Consider the following 15,901-nt stretch of genomic DNA (forward strand, 5'->3'; position numbering starts at 1 on the left):
GTTTTTCACCTTGCCAGCATAAGGGAAGCGGCTGTATTTTATAAGAAAATGTCTTGGGGAGATCAACTTCTTAAGTGAGTGTTGCTGCTGCCCCTTCGACCTGTGCTGGATTGGATAATTTCATCTTATCGGGTATTGGTTTCTTTTATACCGACCAATTCCAAAATAAATTTACCAACCAATTGGATTATTAGAAGGAATGTTAAATCGATATCCGAATATAAGTGTTTAGAAAAATAAATGGGAGAAGATGACAATATGATTATTCCTGAACTAAAGCGAACGAAGCCAATTTACCGGGAAATTGTTTCATATTTTGAAAATCGTATATTAAAAGGAGAGCTTCCGCCAGATACAAGGCTTCCGACAGAAAGAGAACTCGCTCTTCAGCTGAACGTAAACCGCAGTACCGTGAACACGGCATATGAGGAACTGCGGGCTTCCGGACTGATTCAATCGGTGCAAGGAAGCGGTACGAGAGTGAGTCAGCACGCATGGGACCTCTCGCCTCAAAGAATTCTAAACTGGAACCACTTTAAGAATTATTCATTTTCTCCGACCGCACCAATGGTGAAAAGAATCGAGCATGCTAGAATGAATAACGGTATTTACAATCTGGCGAACGGTGAGCTTTCGCCAGATTTATACCCTGCTTCCATTCTGAATAGCGTCATGCAAAATTTGATTACAGAAGGTGCAGCGGACTATTCTCACCCACTAGATGATCGGTATTTCAGAGAGACACTCGCGTCACATTTACTGAAGCATCAGATTGATGCAGATCCAAACAACATGATGCTTCTTTCCAACATTCAGCAATCGCTGCTTCTGATCACGCGTTGTCTGCTAAATCCTGGCGATATTGTGGCAATTGAATGCCCTTCTTACTCATATACAGTAAAGCTCTTTGCAAGCGCCGGCGTCAGGATGGTCAGGCTGCCAGTGGATGAAAACGGACTAGATCCGGACGGTGTCAGCGCATTATATGCTAAGCACAAAATCAAGCTTGTGATCACCGAACCGTCCCACCAGAATCCTACGGGAAGTATTCTCAGCCTTGAGCGCAGAAAAAAACTGATCAACGTGTGTTCAGACCTCGATATTCCGATCGTCGAAATCGATTGTACAGCGCCGCTCATGCATGATGGCGATAAGGTACTGCCGCCTTCTCTTTATACACTTGACCAGAAAAAAAGGCTTGTTATCAACACCGGCAGCTTTAATGACACGGTCGGTCCAGGCCTGCCTGTCTGCTGGCTTCTTGCCTCGCCGATTTTTATCGAGAGACTAACCGATGCGAAATACCAGATGGGGCTATCTGTGCCGAACCTCGTTCAGCAGCTCGCCTCAAGATTTTTGGCTGCGCACTGGGATGAACATATTGAGAGAGTAAACACCGTGCTCCGAAATCGAAAAAAACTGCTTACGGAGAGTCTAAATCGCCATTTATCTGACCTCTTTTCTTTTCAAGAGCCGGATGGCGGATTGTACGTTTGGGTTAAAATGAAGGGTTATTGGAAGGATTCCGATCTGCTTGAAGCATGCATAAAAGAAAACCTGCTAGTCGTACCAGGTTCCGTCTACGGGGCTGAGAACGGACATGTCAGAATTGCCTTCTCCAATATTAGCGAGGAGCAGATCGAGCCTGCCGTGGAGAGCTTTGCGAGGGTAGTAAATAACGCGAAATCGTTGAGCCAGATGATTACAGGGTTGAATTAGAGAACTTAAGGTGGGGGCACAATTGAAATGAGAAGAAAGAGGCTTACTCTCACAATTATCTTACTTGGCATTCTTATTATAGGGATTTTTGGGTTCAGCTATTTGGATAAACGATTGAATGGCGATCCGGTTCATGTATCAAATACGGCTCAAATCCTTAAAAATCAAATAGAAGATAAATACGATATCGTGATTACTGACAGTAAAGGGTTTTATGAAAATGTTATCGGGTATGGCGCCACCTTAACTACAGAGGACGGACTAACCTTTGATGCATGGAATCGTCAAACAGGTGTTGTGGATTTTTATCAGGAAGCAATTTGGACTAAGAAAGGGCTGCATAAATGGGGCTATGCTGACACCTTCATACCCAGTGTGGACAATGTTCATTTAAATATTGGCTACCGTGAAGAATCGCCAAAGGATAAACACCTGCCGGCAAAACCAATAGAAGACATACAGCATCATTTATGGATTACCATTTATGTAGATTTAAAAGACTCCTTTAAAAAGAAAAAGGCAGCAAGTATTGAAGAAGGAATCTTCAACTATTATCAAGCTTTGCAAAAGGATGGCGCAAAAGAGATCGAGCTGATTGTCAGACATAAAGACGATTCTGGTTCATACATGATTACAAGGGATGCTAATGGCATAATCCCTGCTATCCATAATACTGAAGACGTTTCAGAACGATTAAACAAATAATTAAAAGGACCCTGGTTATTGGGTCCTTTTATCATTCATCTTCTTTTCAATTTTGTCTCTGCCAATAGAACAACGGGATATAGTAAGATCAATAATAAAGCTAGATATGTCGATTGGTCGTAAAAGCTTTTAAACATTTCCTGCGTCCATTGGGTTTCACCAATAATCCAATAGGCTAGAATATTTGAGATGCCTATTCCATCATTAGCTTCTGGAATCAGGCTCTGCGTGTAATTTTGTGATAGAGACAGCACGGAAAGAACCGCTAATGCGATAGCAATTGATATCGTTTTAGAGTAAGGCTGCAAGATACCTGCTTTTTTAAACACAAACCATACAGCGAATAACAGCAGCAAACAAATCAATAAAAATAACAAGCAGTTTTCCCCCCTAGTTCTTAAGCATTCTACCTTGCTTGTATTACTTTGTCGTTGTCCTGCCTGCCATAGTGCTCATGCAAAATTCCCTGCGCTTCCTTCCAGCTTGGAATTTTCTCACCCTCGAAATTTACCTTCTCTAATTCATTAGCAATTCTGCGTGAAACCTTCATCGCATTAAGATGGTTCCCGTTGTTACGGTAGTTTTTCATATGCTGCTCGCTTTCCCACACGGTCAGTGTCCAGTAAGTGAGCCATCCTTCATTGATGTATGTAGAATGTAGAATGCCTTCTGCTTTTTTTGCCTGCATTATAGAACGGACTGTATGAAAAACGAACATTGGGAGCATCCGTTTTCCTCTTAAATGGAGCCTTGTGATGGAGATGAACATTTACAGCTTTCCTGCTGTTAAGTTTGCAAGACTTCTAACCTTCGCCTGCTTTTCTTCCTCATTTATGTACTCAAACAGTCCGATGCGGTTACCCCAAGGATCGGTAAAAGTTCCCCATGTGACCGGAACCCCATCGCGCGAAAAAATCTCAAACTCTTCTACATTAAGAGCAGTACAAATGCGTTGACGCTCCTCTTCAATGCTAGTAACTCCTAAACGGAAAGGACCGTTCCCTTCAACAGGTGTTCCCTCCGCCACCTGAAGCCAAGCCCCCGGCAGCAGCTCCCATTCCACAAAACCACCATGAGCCTTGAAATCTGGCTCTCTCTGAAGCAGTGCTTTATACCAATCTACGCCCTTGTTAAAATCCGAAACACATACTTGAAACGTAACCTCGTAAATCATTACTCTACCTCCTTTACATTTTAGTAATGCTATACTTTGACCGGCAAATAAATCTCTACTTCTTCCTTACCATTTTCCATTGGGTGATAGGTTTCGACAATATGAGATTCTAAGTCTCTTTTATGATTATTTTCTTCTGACCATTTCAATAAATAGTCATGCAGACTGCCGATATTACTTATTTCTCCTCTTACCGTGACATAGTTTTGAGCGACTTCAATGTAATCCATCCCCTCTGGAACGGTGTTAAGGGTCTCGTTCACCATTAATCCTACATAAAAATGGCCTTCCATATGATTCGCATCCCTTTTCGGTTCAAAAAGTGCGATTTCAGTGTCTGATCGATTTTCAATTTCATCTTTGCGGACAAGAAATTTCTGAGCTAGCTTCGGTACATCATGACCAAAATTATCATAAACACCATGTCCCTTAATTCCTACAACCTTGAACGTTTTCTTAACCTTCGTACATTCCATCGTTTCGCCCCCTGTCCTTTTCCACTATATTACAATTCATTAGTCCTTTTTGAATTCCTTTATTTTTGCAAAAAAGAAAGACACTTTCCTCCATCAAGAAAAGTGTCTTGCAATCTATTTTTAAAACAACACCATATTCCCAGTCGTTCTGGCGTGCTGTTCCGCTCTGCGCAAAATGAAGAACGATGCTGAACACAGCACCAATAGCACCACTCCTAATAGCCCGAGCGATGTACCTAATTGCACAACACTGGCCCCTTCTAACAATAATTCTCTCATAATGTCGAGCACATATGTCAGCGGAAACATGTACGCGATCGTTTTTCCCCATAATGGCAGGGCGAGGACTGGAATCCTAACTCCTGAAAAGAATTGCATCGGTTCTTCGAGGACAGTGAAAAGGATCCCAGCATCTCTCGAGAACAGAAATACGATGTTTAGAAATCCGCCCCAAATTATGGCCGAGAAAGCGAGAATGAAAAAGGCAATTGGTACATTCCACCAGGCGATTGATTCGATTCCCGCAACACTGGCCATGGCAATGACCGCGAATGCGGTAAACATCCAGACGGCTTCGATCAGGTTTCCTGCTGCACGCCCGAACATTAAGGTGTATCTTGAAACAGGGCTCAGAAATACGATTTCAAGAGTACCCGACTGTCTTTCGTGTGCCATCTGCCAAGCCGATTGAACGAGACTCCAAAAAAAGATGTAGCCGAGATACCCTGTTAATAGAAACAAAATTAAGCTGTCAGTCTGAATGTGGTCAAATACAGGGCTTGAAGATTCGAGGTTAAACGGTTTAAAAGAATAATAAGCTGTCACAAACAGCAGCGCCGGCCAGATCAAAAGTGAGAAATACACCATTCGATTATGAAAATTGTGGCGGTGGCTCTTACTGATCTCAGCCAAGATGATCTCTGCAATCTTCATGCCGACAGCCCCTCTGACATTTGGATGATCGCATCCTCAAGTTTTGGTTTCTTCGTTTCCAGTCTTTGAATGTCCAGACCGAGTTCGAAGCAAACTGATGCGGCAAGCGGAGTGGCATCGAACGGTGATATAACCTCGAACACAAAGCCTCCTGCTGCTTCTGTACTCACGAACGATGCTCCTTTTTCATGAATCCTGCGCTGGACAGAATGAATTTGCTCAGTGCTGGCATTCTGAACTTCAACCGTCACCCGGAATTCTTTTACAAACGTTTCGATGATATTCTTAGGCGTATCCTCGAGCACCATGATGCCTTTATCGATGATATAAACCTTGTCACAAAGCTCTTCTACTTCTTCAAGATAGTGCGAGGTCAATAGAATGCCTTTCCCTTGCTGATGCGCCAGTTCTTTTACCGACTTCCGCAAATGCTTGGCAACCGGTGCATCGAGCCCAAGTGTTGGCTCATCTAGGAACAAGTAAGTAGGATCGTTGATCAATCCTCTCGCGATCTGCAGGCGCTGCTTCATTCCTTTAGAATACCGCTCGACAGGAATATGAGCTGCCTCGCCCAGCCCCATGTTTTCAAGCAGGCTCTGACATCTGTTTCTCAGCACATCACCAGCCAAGCCGTAGAGCTTTCCAAAGTATATGAGATTTTCGTATCCAGTCAATCGCCAGTACAGCATGCGCTCGCCGCCTGCAATCATGTTCACCTTCCTTTTGACCTCCATCGGATTGGTTTCGATGTCCACTCCATCGACAGTAATCGTTCCCGAACTCGGTTTTAGCAAGGTGGACAGCATTTTAATCGTCGTTGTTTTCCCCGCACCATTCAGCCCTAGCAGGCCTATGATTTCTCCTTTATTAATGCTCAGGTTCAGCTCTTTAACGGCTTCTATGGTCTTCTTTTCAGAACGGAACCATCTTTTCTTTTCTTTTAATGTATAATGCTTTGATACATTGATCGCCTCTATCATCGGTACTCCCCCTTAGCCAAAATGTTTTTCTAGTACGACGTATTCCATTCGCTTGATCGCAATCGAGCCGATCACTAAATAAAGAATTCCGGCTGCCATCATATAAAAGAGATTGAACTGAATACCTGCCAATGTTTCCCCTTCAGTCATCACCATCCTGAAAGCGTCAATGCCGTAAGTTAAAGGCATGCAATAGGACAGCCATTCCACATAATTTGGAAGGTATGCGGCTGGAAACGTCACACCGCACACGAGTCCCATCAAGACAAACAGTGTATTTTGCGTAATATATGTATCGCGGAAATAAAGCATAAAGGCACCAAGAACGAGCGCCTGGCTGAACAGTGAGAAAAGAAGGATGATGAATAATATTATGACTGCGATAGGGTCCTGAATCGCCATCTGCAATCCGAAAAAGAATCCAATCACTAAAATAGACAGCAATTCTATGCCAGCTCTAGTCAGACCCTGTGACATCGTTCCTAAGAAATAGCCTTTACGTGATGATGGCGTTAATAGCAAGGCTTCCAATGTTCCCTCTCTCAACTCTGAAATGATCGAACGGCTTACAATCATGAGCATGGAAACGGCAAAGGAAAAAAAGACGCCGCCAAGGATGACATAGGATAAATAATCATTTGTTCCGGCATAAGCTGTGAATCGCGTATCCATATCCTTATTAAAAACGAAGGTATAGCTTAAATAAGCAAAAAAGACGATATAAGCACCGCTCAATATGTGCCCGATGAAAAACGACCACGGATATGCTCTTTTCATGACGATAAAGTTCCGTTTAAATGTAGCGCTAAAAGGCAGCCACATTAGTAATCCCCCTTTTTTACGATCTTTGGCTGATCAAAGAATTGATCGAGATCCACCTTGATCATTTCCATCTGATGCTTGTTGATATGATAAAACACATAATGCCCTCTTCGTTCGGTATAAACGAAGCGTGCTTCCATGAGGATTTTGAGATGCTTCGATATCGTTGCTTTCGCAAGCCCGGTGATATCTTCGAGCTGCTGAGTGCAGTATGGATGATAAAACAGCATTTGCAGCATCTGCAGCCGATTCTTATCTGCCAGAGCTTTCGTCATCCGCAGCAAATCCTCAGGCACCCCGATTCTTTGCTCGACTTGACCGGGTATATCGACATGCTGGAAGACCACAATATCCGGGGTATCAATGCCTACTAAAAGGTGCGGCGCGATAAACGTTGATGGATAAATCGTGATCGAATTCAGGTCGCTGTATCGAAATCTCCACGTCTGCGCTTTGTAAAAGATCAGCTCACTATCATTCAGTTCAAAGCGCGGATGAATGCTTTGAAGTGCTGATAAAGGAGCTGTTTCCATTTCCGACATCAGCTCATGTTTTGCTTTAACAAGCCACGGCTCAATTCGGTATAGCTCTCTCGAGAAATGGTTTTGGTGGTACTCAAAAAGCAGATCAGACAACTCTCTCTGCATCCGTTCGGCATCGGTTTTTATCGCTTGTTCAAATTCAGTAAGTGTTTCAATCGGTGCTTCCATCTTTGCTCCAAGGATACATTTCCTGAAATCATCTGTGCTCAAATACCTCAGCTGGTCAATCGCTTCCTCTGCATAACTTTCTTCTAGCTGAACTGTATCTACATAATCCAGCAGATACAACCATTGATTGGTCACTTCCCCCCATTTCAGTAATTGTTCCTTTAATTTTGGTGACATGGTTTGCTGCATATCGCGGGTCCAACCCAGACGTGCTGTATGGTGATCGGGATAGCTTAAGACATGCAGACTGCAAATAAGTTCACGAAATGGTGAGTAGGTCACTTTTACTGTTTTATAAAGCCATTTATTTAAATTCACATCAACCACCCTTTGATTCGCTTTTTAACGAATCAATTATACCATTTGGCAAAATTATTCAGTATTATAAGGAGAGAAAATTAGATTGTCAACTTTTTCTTAAAATACAAAAAGCGTCTCCTTGACAAAGACGCTTAACGGAAACTTTTCATAAATTAGCTATATTCACAGTAAGCTCTGTGAGCCTTTTATTTTGCAATCATTTTAAATAAAATAGAACGTTAAACGCTGCACGGTGTAATTGTAATAGATTGACGAACAGAGAATTTTCTTCGCTCTTCTCCTCTGATTGCAGTAAATGTAATATCATGATCCTTAGGTTTAAACGTTACAATATATTGGTATGGAATATCTCCTAACAATGCATTTCCAGTCACGGTTACTTCATTTTTTTTAGGGTTATAAATGAATTGATCAAAACTTGTTGCGATAAACTCTCTATATCTTAAAGAGCTGTATTGTAATGTGCAAAACGGACAAATATTGGCGCTTAGCAAACCGCTAGTCGTAACTTGAGCCGTGCACACACTCGTATCAACACCCGCTTTGCCTAAGCCTGGTATATGATGTTCTTTATCTTTTTTTGGCAAAATTAATCCTCTTCTTTCAATACTGTTTATTCATCTTATTTACATACCTTCACTTTGGCTTGTACGCTTGCCCAATAACCATATGTTTTTGATATCCACGAACACCCCATAATTCCCCTTTTCATCCATCAAAAGAGATGATATACTTAATTTTGCGATGAGCTAATTTGCATAAGACGAGATTGACACGCCTTTTAGGCAAGGCACTATGTGGAGTGCTGTCTCTCGCCGCAATACGCACAAAAGACGCCTCCAGGGGCGTCTTTTTTCTATTTAAAACTGCACCCGAAATGAAATCCGGATGCAGTTGAACGTTATTTTAGATTGTTGATAAACGGACCGTAGTTTCTTGGTGTGTGCTGAACGGAAAGCCATTTTAAAGTGGTGAACTCTTCAAGCACCCACTCACCGTTAAAGCGGCCAAGTCCGGATTCCTTTTCTCCCCCAAACGGCATATGCGCTTCTTCGTTCACAGACTGATCGTTCACGTGAATCATACCTGTCTGGATCTCCTGAGCAACCATTGTACCGTGCTGGATGTCTTTCGAATGAACAGCGCCGCTTAGTCCGAATGGATAAGAGTTCGCGAACTCTATCACTTCTTCGTCACTGCCAAACGGAATGAGAATAGCTACAGGTCCGAAGATTTCGTTCTTCGCGAGCCGCATCTCATTTGTCACGCCAGTCAGAACCGTTGGCTGCAGAACATTGCCTTCTGCTTTTCCGCCAAGGCGGACAGCAGCTCCTAGTCCCACACTGTCTTCGATGTCTTTTAAGATTCGGCTAACCTGATCACCATTGATAAGAGGACCAACGTGTGTATCTTTTTCAGCAGGGTTTCCATATTTTAAATTTTTCGCTCGCCTAATAAATAATTCTGCAAATTCATCATAAATCTCTTTGTGAACGAATATCCGGTTAATCGCCATGCAAATTTGACCTTGATGATAAAATTTGCCGAACAGCGCTGAATCCACTGCCTGGTCAACATCAGCATCCTTCAACGCGATAAAGGCATTATTTCCGCCAAGTTCAAGAGCTGTCTTCTTCAATCCTTTACCGGCAAGTTCCCCAATGTGGCGTCCCACTTCTGTTGAGCCCGTAAACGAGATCAGGCGCGGCACGGGATGAGAAACCATATCATCACCGATTTCTGAACCTCGACCCACCACAACATTCAAGAGTCCTTTAGGCAAACCAGCTGCTTCAAAAATACTCGCGAATATGAGCCCTCCGGTCACAGGTGTATCTGTCGCCGGCTTGATTACGACAGCGTTTCCTGTGGCAATTGCAGGTGCGATCGATCTAACCGCTAAATGGAAAGGAAAATTCCACGGGCTGATGATTCCTATGACACCAAGCGGATTGCGGTACACGCGGTTTTCTTTGCCAGCCGTTTGCGAAGGCATGATCTTACCTTCCATTCGGTATGGGTATGAAGCCGCTTCTTTCATGATGTTATATGAAGCTCGCAATTCTGAAACAGCCTTCATATATGTGCTTCCTGATTCGCTAATGATCCAATCGAGAATCTTTTCTTCGTTTTCCTGCATAACAGAAATCGCTTTTTCGATTACAGCGCGCTTGTTCTGCGGAAGTTCTTTAGCCCATTCTTTTTGGGCTGTTTTCGCTGTTTCATAAGCCTCATTCAAATCTTCCTTTGACGCAGCTTGTATCGTGACGAGCTCTTCCCCGGTGAATGGGTTCACGTTTCCCATCGAACGATCACTGCTGCCCTTCTTCCATTCACCATTAATATATATATGAGAAAAATCAGTATTCATTATGCACTCACTCCTTGATAGTAACTTGCTAAAAGAAAGATTAATGAAGACCTTACTCCTTTTCGTACATATTGTAAACCAGTTCGACTCGAGTTATGAAAAGCACATAAAAAAACCACCCCTAAAGGTGGTTTTTGCCATTTTTATTTATTTAGTGCATCTGTTAATACAGGCACGATCTGCTTTTTGCGCGATACAACACCTTTTAGAAGAGCTGTGTTGTTCTCAAGCTTCACATCGTATGCTTTTTCAACAGCGTCAGCTTTAGCACCGAGCGCGAGACCGACAGAATCGCTGTTTAGGATGTCTGTTACAACGAATAGGAACAAATCGAGTCCTTTTTCTTCTACGACTTTATTGATGCTGTTTTCAAGATCGCTCTGACGCGCGAGGATGTCGTTCACATCTACTGCGTTCACCTGTGCGATTTCAACCTTCGTGCTGCCTACGTTGAACTCTTTTGCATCAAGAGAGATAAGTTCTTCTACTGTTTTGCCGCTCAAGTCAGCGCCCGCTTTCAGCATTTCAAGGCCGTAGCTTTCAGCGTCAACGCCCGCGATCTCAGCAAGCTCGCGCGCCGCCTGAACGTCTTCGTCCGTGCAAGTCGGCGATTTGAATAGAAGAGAGTCAGAGATGATCGCTGACAGCATAAGACCAGCGATGTCCTTCTTCACCTGGATGCCTTTTTCTTTGTAGATTTTCAGCAAAATAGTCGCTGTGCAGCCAACCGGCTCAGCACGGTAGTACAATGGATCGCTCGTCTCAAAGTTCGCGATGCGGTGGTGGTCGATGACTTCAAGCACACGCACTTTATCAATATCGCTCGCGCTCTGCTGGCGCTCGTTGTGGTCAACAAGAATAACGCTGTTCACTTCGTTCGATACCGTGTCAACAAGACGAGGCTTGTCTGCTTTAAACGTATCAAGCGCGAATTGTGTTTCTCCGCTCACTTCGCCAAGGCGAACCGGCTCAGCATCGATGCCAAGCTCCTTTTTAAGATCTGCATAAGCGATCGCAGAACAGATTGTGTCTGTATCAGGGTTTTTATGTCCGAAAATCAATACTTTTTCCATTGATTGCACTCCTTGAAATGAATTTGGCACTGCCGCCAATTTTCCATCACCTATTCTACCACAACTGCGGCGAGGTTTTCACTCCGCTTTTGCCATTCATCCGCAAGCATACCGTACACGATATGATCGACATAATGATCATATAAAAATTCGCTCTGACGGATCAGCCCTTCTTCTGTAAAACCAAGTCGCTCAGGGATTGCCCGGCTCTTTTTATTCTCAACGGCAGCCCTTATCTCTACACGGTTCATTTCCATGCCTTCAAACGCATATTTCACAAGCGCTTCGACCGCTTTTGTCATAAGCCCTTTACCTTGAAATCCTTCTCCAAGCCAATAGCCGATCGACGCGTTCCGGTTACTCCACGATATTTGGTGAAAACCCGCCACGCCTGCAATCTTTCCTTTATAAATAATAGCCGCCGTCATCGAGACGTTCTCCGCATAGTTCTTGCGGCCGGCTCTAATAAACTCGCGTGAGTCCTGCTCGGTCGTCGAGTACTCCACCCACCCAAGCCATTCTTTTAGGTACGGTCGTGATGTGTCAATAAGCTGTGCCAGTTCGCCTGCATCTTCATCATTTAAAAGCCTTAAGTGAATATCCTCATCAATTTGATATGTAAACATCTGTCTTCCTCCTTCTGCTGTTCATTTAATTCGGCATGCCTGTTAAGTATCCTTCTGTAATTTTACCGTATGTTTGCGCTATACTGTTGAGTGGATGCTTTTGAGAGGAGATACATCATGAAACAATTAATCTTAGCTGAAAAGCCGAGTGTCGCGCGCGACCTGGCGCGTGTACTTGGCTGCAGTCAGAAAAATAAAAGCTTTATAGAAGGGCCAAAGCATATCGTCACTTGGGCGCTCGGCCATTTAGTCGAACTGAAGATGCCTGAGGATTATGATAAAAACTATCAACAATGGCGTCTTGAGGATCTGCCAATCATCCCTAAGCACATGGGCTTGAAGCCAATCCGCCAGGTGAGCCACCAGCTGCGTGCTATTGAAAGCCTGGCAAAACGCAAGGATGTCGGCGAGTTTATCATCGCAACAGATGCCGGACGCGAGGGTGAGCTTGTCGCACGCTGGATCCTTGAAAAAGTGCGTTGGCAAAAGCCGGTCAAGCGCCTTTGGATCTCATCCATTACCGATAAGGCGATCCGCGATGGCTTCAAAAATTTGAAGCCCGCAGCAGAGTACGACAATCTTTATCAGTCTGCTCTTTGCCGTGCAGAAGCGGACTGGCTGATCGGATTGAACGTGACCCGCGCATTGACAACGCGATTTAACGATCCATTGTCGGCTGGACGCGTTCAGACACCGACCCTAGCAATGATTTTGGAGCGTGAGCGCGAAATCGCTGCTTTCCAGCCAAAAGAATATTGGACGATCAACGCTGCGATCGGCATGCTTGATGCAGCGTGGGAAAAGAACGGCGAGAAGCGTCAATTTGACGGCAGCCGTGCAGAGGAGATTGCATCAAAAGTAAAGGGCGGAAAGGGTATCGTGAAGTCGCTTGATAAAAAGGAAAAAACTGAAGCACACCCGATGCCTTATGATTTGACTGAATTGCAGCGCGACGCGAACCGCCGTTTCGGATTCTCGGCGAAAAAGACGTCTTCTGTTCTGCAAAAGCTGTATGAGCAATACAAGCTTGTCACGTACCCGCGGACTGACTCGCGTTATTTGACAAAAGACATGGAGAACACGATGTTCGATCGATTGCAGGCGATCTCGAGCGGCTACCGCGACGAGGTGAAGCCTGGCCTGAAGAACAAAGGCAACGTTGTGGCGAAAAAAGTGTTCAACGACGCGAAGGTTACGGATCACCATGCGATTATTCCGACAGACGAGCCGCTGTTCCTTGGCGATCTCGATAACGATGAGCGCAAGCTGTACGACCTGATCGTCCGCCGGTTCCTTGCCCTCTTCTACCCTGCTTACCGCTTCGAAACAATTTCTGCGGTGATCGATGTGGCTGGTGAAATGTTTACATCTCGCGAGACGGCTGTGCTGGATGCTGGCTTTAAAGCACTTGGCGGCCGTGATGAGGATGCTTCCGGTTCGAATCTACTATCTGGCTTGAAGGTTGGTCAGGAGCTGCCTGTCAAATCTGTGAACCTGCAGAAGAAACTCACAGAAGCTCCTTCCCGCCTGACAGAGGCTGACCTTTTATCTCGCATGGAAAAGTACAGTCTTGGCACGCCGGCAACACGAGCTGATATTATCGAAAAGCTGCTCGGGTCCGAGTCGATCGACCGCCAGAACGGTAAGCTGTTCCCGACACCAAAAGGGAAACAGCTGATCGAGCTCGTAAATAACGACCTGAAATCACCAGAACTTACGGCAACTTGGGAGCAGCAGCTTGAAGCGATCGCCCGCGGAAAAGGCAACCCAAAGGAATTTTTGAGCAATATCCGTTCTCAGACGAAACAGCTTGTGATGGAAATTAAGACGAGCGAGCAGACATACCGTGCCCACAACTTAACAGGCTCTAAGTGTCCGGAATGCGGCGAACTGCTGAAGGAAGTCAAAGGCAGAGACGGCAAATCCCTTGTCTGCTCCAGTGCAGAGTGCGGCTATCGCAGACGCAAGGATCCGAAGCTGTCAAACCGCCGCTGCCCGCAGTGCCATAAGAAGATGGAGATTCACAACGGCAAAGCCGGTACGTACTTCCAGTGCCGACCGTGCAACGTGGTTGATAAAGCAGCGGACAAGAAAAAGACCGTATCTAAGCGTGAAGAACGGCAGCTGATGAAGAAATACAGTTCGAAAAATGATGATGATAATGGCGGTGGCTTAGGCGGCAGCAGCTTGGCTGATGCGCTAAAGGCTGCGATGGAGAACAAAAACAAATAATTGATAGACCATACAAAGCACCTTCCTGAGATTTGGAAGGTGCTTTGAGCATTTACCCGTAAATTTTGATTTTTAGCCGTAAAATCTTATTTTTGTCCGCAAATATTAGATTTTGCCTGTATTTATAGATTTTTGCCCGCAAATGAACTAACTGAATAACCGATGCTCTATAATATGGTTAATACTAGCAATAAGGGAGATTATTACTCTATGATTCAGGAAATTACGTTTAAAAGCGGCGAAAATACGCTCTGTGGGACGCTCTATACACCAGATACTTCAGGCAAGCATCCCGCGATGGCTTTTCTCGTTGGTTCCGGAGCAGAGTCTGGAAGTGAAGGAGACGCGTGGGGCTTTAAAATGTGGGTGACGCTTGCTGAGCATTGCGCAGCTAGAGGCATAGCTGTCCTGCTTTTCGATAAGCCTGGACTCGGCAAATCAACCGGTGACTGGTCGAAGCAGACGTTCGATGACCGTGCTGATGATGGACTCGCTGCCATTCAGTATTTAAAGTCATTGCCGCAAATTGATAACAACAACACGGGCTTAATCGGACACAGCCAGGGTGGCTGGATCACTCAGCTAGCTGCATCCCGCTCGGCCGAAGTTTCGTTTATCATCACACTAGCCGGGCCATATATTTCAGTGTACGACCAGATCATGATGGACCGCAGCGGCCATCTGAGTATCGAAAACGCGTCTAAACTGAAAACAGCTCTCACTATGATTTCTATAAAATCACAGCTGCACTTAGCAAAAATAGCTGCGGTACTTGGATACCGTCATCCGATAACTTACATAATGGACTTTGACCCTGCAGACATTCTTCCTGATATCACCTGCCCGGTCCTTGCTCTTTTTGGCGAAAAAGACGTTCTCTGTCACCCAGAGCCAAGCATCGCTGCTATTAATAAGCATCTATTGCCCGACCAAACCACATATAAGATTTTCACTGACTGCAATCACCTTTTTTGGAAGTGCGAAACGGGCAGCACAAAAGAATTTTACAAATTGCAAAAAGAGTTTCATCCTGACTTTCTAAACACAATTTCAAACTGGATTACAGCAAGGGAAAAATAACCTTCTCAATTTGCATATTAAATGTTAACGTTAACATATAATTAGTTAACATTTACAAGAGAGGAAGAAACAAGATGAATTCATCAGCACGATTACGCATGACGATTATTTGCGCAATGTTTGTGGCGATCACCGCCATACTGGCGCAGGTAGAGATTCCGCTTCCGCTCGTTCCAATCTCAGGACAGACGCTGGCAGTAGGAATTACAGCAACAATCCTTGGAAGCCGTTATGGCGCACTTGCCATGATCGGCTACATGGCTGTCGGGGCTGCCGGCGCACCTGTTTTCGCTGAAGCAAAAGCCGGTTTAAGTGTAGTGATTGGACCGACAGGCGGCTATATTATCGGATTTATAGTCGCAGCATTTTTCACAGGACTTATTCTAGAAAAAACATCCTTCACACTCGCGAACGCCATGATCGCCAACACAGTCGGGATGGTCATTACGCTATTAATCGGTGTGATTCAGTTGAAATATGTGCTGGACCTTAGCTGGGCAAAGGCAATGGCTGGAGGGGTGTATCCGTTTATCATCGTTGGTCTAATCAAGGCGTTTCTTGCCAGCTGGATTGGAATCACCGTTCGCTCTCGTCTGTCTAAAGCGAAATTGCTGCCGCAGACAAAGGCCGCTTAAAGAAACCGGAGAACTTTTTCTCCGGTTTTTCTTATGCCCACGGT

Annotated in this window: 17 protein-coding genes; 5 read left to right on the forward strand and 12 right to left on the reverse strand. The window is 44.6% G+C overall.

The window, feature by feature from the left end; genetic code table 11:
- Nucleotides 1-258: 258 nt before the first annotated feature.
- Complete coding sequence (locus tag CGZ90_RS06210; RefSeq protein ID WP_165766784.1) at nucleotides 259-1,719, forward strand: aminotransferase-like domain-containing protein; 1,461 nt, start codon at nucleotides 259-261, stop codon at nucleotides 1,717-1,719.
- A gap of 27 nt (nucleotides 1,720-1,746) precedes the next feature.
- On the forward strand, nucleotides 1,747-2,424 hold the full coding sequence (locus CGZ90_RS06215) for a hypothetical protein (RefSeq protein WP_094251442.1): 678 nt from the start codon (nucleotides 1,747-1,749) through the stop codon (nucleotides 2,422-2,424).
- Between the two features lie 35 nt (nucleotides 2,425-2,459).
- On the opposite strand, the gene CGZ90_RS06220 is transcribed toward CGZ90_RS06215, so the two are convergent.
- The 12 genes from CGZ90_RS06220 to CGZ90_RS06275 all read right to left on the reverse strand — a co-directional run bounded on the left by CGZ90_RS06220 (nucleotide 2,460) and on the right by CGZ90_RS06275 (nucleotide 11,910).
- Nucleotides 2,460-2,801, reverse strand: a complete 342-nt coding sequence (locus tag CGZ90_RS06220; RefSeq protein ID WP_240515357.1) for a hypothetical protein — start codon at nucleotides 2,799-2,801, stop codon at nucleotides 2,460-2,462.
- A gap of 29 nt (nucleotides 2,802-2,830) precedes the next feature.
- The gene (locus CGZ90_RS06225) at nucleotides 2,831-3,142 is read right to left on the reverse strand and encodes a hypothetical protein (protein WP_240515358.1); all 312 of its coding nucleotides are present in this window, start codon (nucleotides 3,140-3,142) and stop codon (nucleotides 2,831-2,833) included.
- 51 nt (nucleotides 3,143-3,193) lie between these two features.
- Nucleotides 3,194-3,598 (reverse strand): VOC family protein, encoded by a 405-nt coding sequence (locus CGZ90_RS06230; RefSeq protein ID WP_094251444.1) that lies wholly within the window; start codon nucleotides 3,596-3,598, stop codon nucleotides 3,194-3,196.
- 29 nt (nucleotides 3,599-3,627) lie between these two features.
- Nucleotides 3,628-4,074, reverse strand: a complete 447-nt coding sequence (locus CGZ90_RS06235; protein ID WP_094251445.1) for a GyrI-like domain-containing protein — start codon at nucleotides 4,072-4,074, stop codon at nucleotides 3,628-3,630.
- 120 nt (nucleotides 4,075-4,194) lie between these two features.
- Nucleotides 4,195-5,007: an ABC transporter permease gene (locus CGZ90_RS06240; RefSeq protein WP_094251446.1), complete on the reverse strand. Its 813-nt coding sequence runs from the start codon at nucleotides 5,005-5,007 to the stop codon at nucleotides 4,195-4,197.
- Nucleotides 5,004-5,987, reverse strand: coding sequence for an ABC transporter ATP-binding protein (locus tag CGZ90_RS06245; RefSeq protein ID WP_094251447.1), 984 nt, complete (start codon nucleotides 5,985-5,987; stop codon nucleotides 5,004-5,006). The genes CGZ90_RS06240 and CGZ90_RS06245 overlap by 4 nt, the downstream gene beginning before the upstream one ends.
- Nucleotides 5,988-5,999: 12 nt before the next feature.
- On the reverse strand, nucleotides 6,000-6,809 hold the full coding sequence (locus CGZ90_RS06250; RefSeq protein ID WP_094251448.1) for an ABC transporter permease: 810 nt from the start codon (nucleotides 6,807-6,809) through the stop codon (nucleotides 6,000-6,002).
- Nucleotides 6,809-7,837, reverse strand: a complete 1,029-nt coding sequence (locus CGZ90_RS06255) for an ArsR/SmtB family transcription factor (RefSeq protein WP_094251449.1) — start codon at nucleotides 7,835-7,837, stop codon at nucleotides 6,809-6,811. Before CGZ90_RS06255 ends, CGZ90_RS06250 begins: the two co-directional genes overlap by 1 nt.
- 221 nt (nucleotides 7,838-8,058) lie before the next feature.
- Nucleotides 8,059-8,427: a hypothetical protein gene (locus CGZ90_RS06260; protein ID WP_094251450.1), complete on the reverse strand. Its 369-nt coding sequence runs from the start codon at nucleotides 8,425-8,427 to the stop codon at nucleotides 8,059-8,061.
- A 314-nt stretch (nucleotides 8,428-8,741) separates the two neighbouring features.
- Entirely contained in the window at nucleotides 8,742-10,211 is a 1,470-nt protein-coding gene (locus CGZ90_RS06265; protein ID WP_094251451.1) for an aldehyde dehydrogenase family protein, read from the reverse strand.
- A gap of 143 nt (nucleotides 10,212-10,354) precedes the next feature.
- Entirely contained in the window at nucleotides 10,355-11,284 is a 930-nt protein-coding gene (locus tag CGZ90_RS06270; RefSeq protein WP_094251452.1) for a manganese-dependent inorganic pyrophosphatase, read from the reverse strand.
- Nucleotides 11,285-11,334: 50 nt separating this feature from the next.
- Complete coding sequence (locus CGZ90_RS06275; RefSeq protein WP_094251453.1) at nucleotides 11,335-11,910, reverse strand: GNAT family N-acetyltransferase; 576 nt, start codon at nucleotides 11,908-11,910, stop codon at nucleotides 11,335-11,337.
- A gap of 117 nt (nucleotides 11,911-12,027) precedes the next feature.
- On the opposite strand from CGZ90_RS06275, the gene CGZ90_RS06280 reads away from it, so the two are divergent.
- From CGZ90_RS06280 to CGZ90_RS06290, 3 genes are all read left to right on the forward strand, one after another.
- A complete protein-coding gene (locus tag CGZ90_RS06280; protein ID WP_094251454.1) occupies nucleotides 12,028-14,142 on the forward strand; it encodes a DNA topoisomerase III in 2,115 nt (704 codons plus the stop codon).
- Nucleotides 14,143-14,352: 210 nt separating this feature from the next.
- Nucleotides 14,353-15,222 (forward strand): alpha/beta hydrolase family protein, encoded by an 870-nt coding sequence (locus CGZ90_RS06285; protein ID WP_165766785.1) that lies wholly within the window; start codon nucleotides 14,353-14,355, stop codon nucleotides 15,220-15,222.
- Nucleotides 15,223-15,296: 74 nt separating this feature from the next.
- Nucleotides 15,297-15,857, forward strand: a complete 561-nt coding sequence (locus CGZ90_RS06290; protein WP_094251456.1) for a biotin transporter BioY — start codon at nucleotides 15,297-15,299, stop codon at nucleotides 15,855-15,857.
- Nucleotides 15,858-15,901 lie beyond the last annotated feature (44 nt).

This window comes from Fictibacillus aquaticus (assembly GCF_002245695.1).
Classification (GTDB): domain Bacteria; phylum Bacillota; class Bacilli; order Bacillales; family Fictibacillaceae; genus Fictibacillus; species Fictibacillus aquaticus.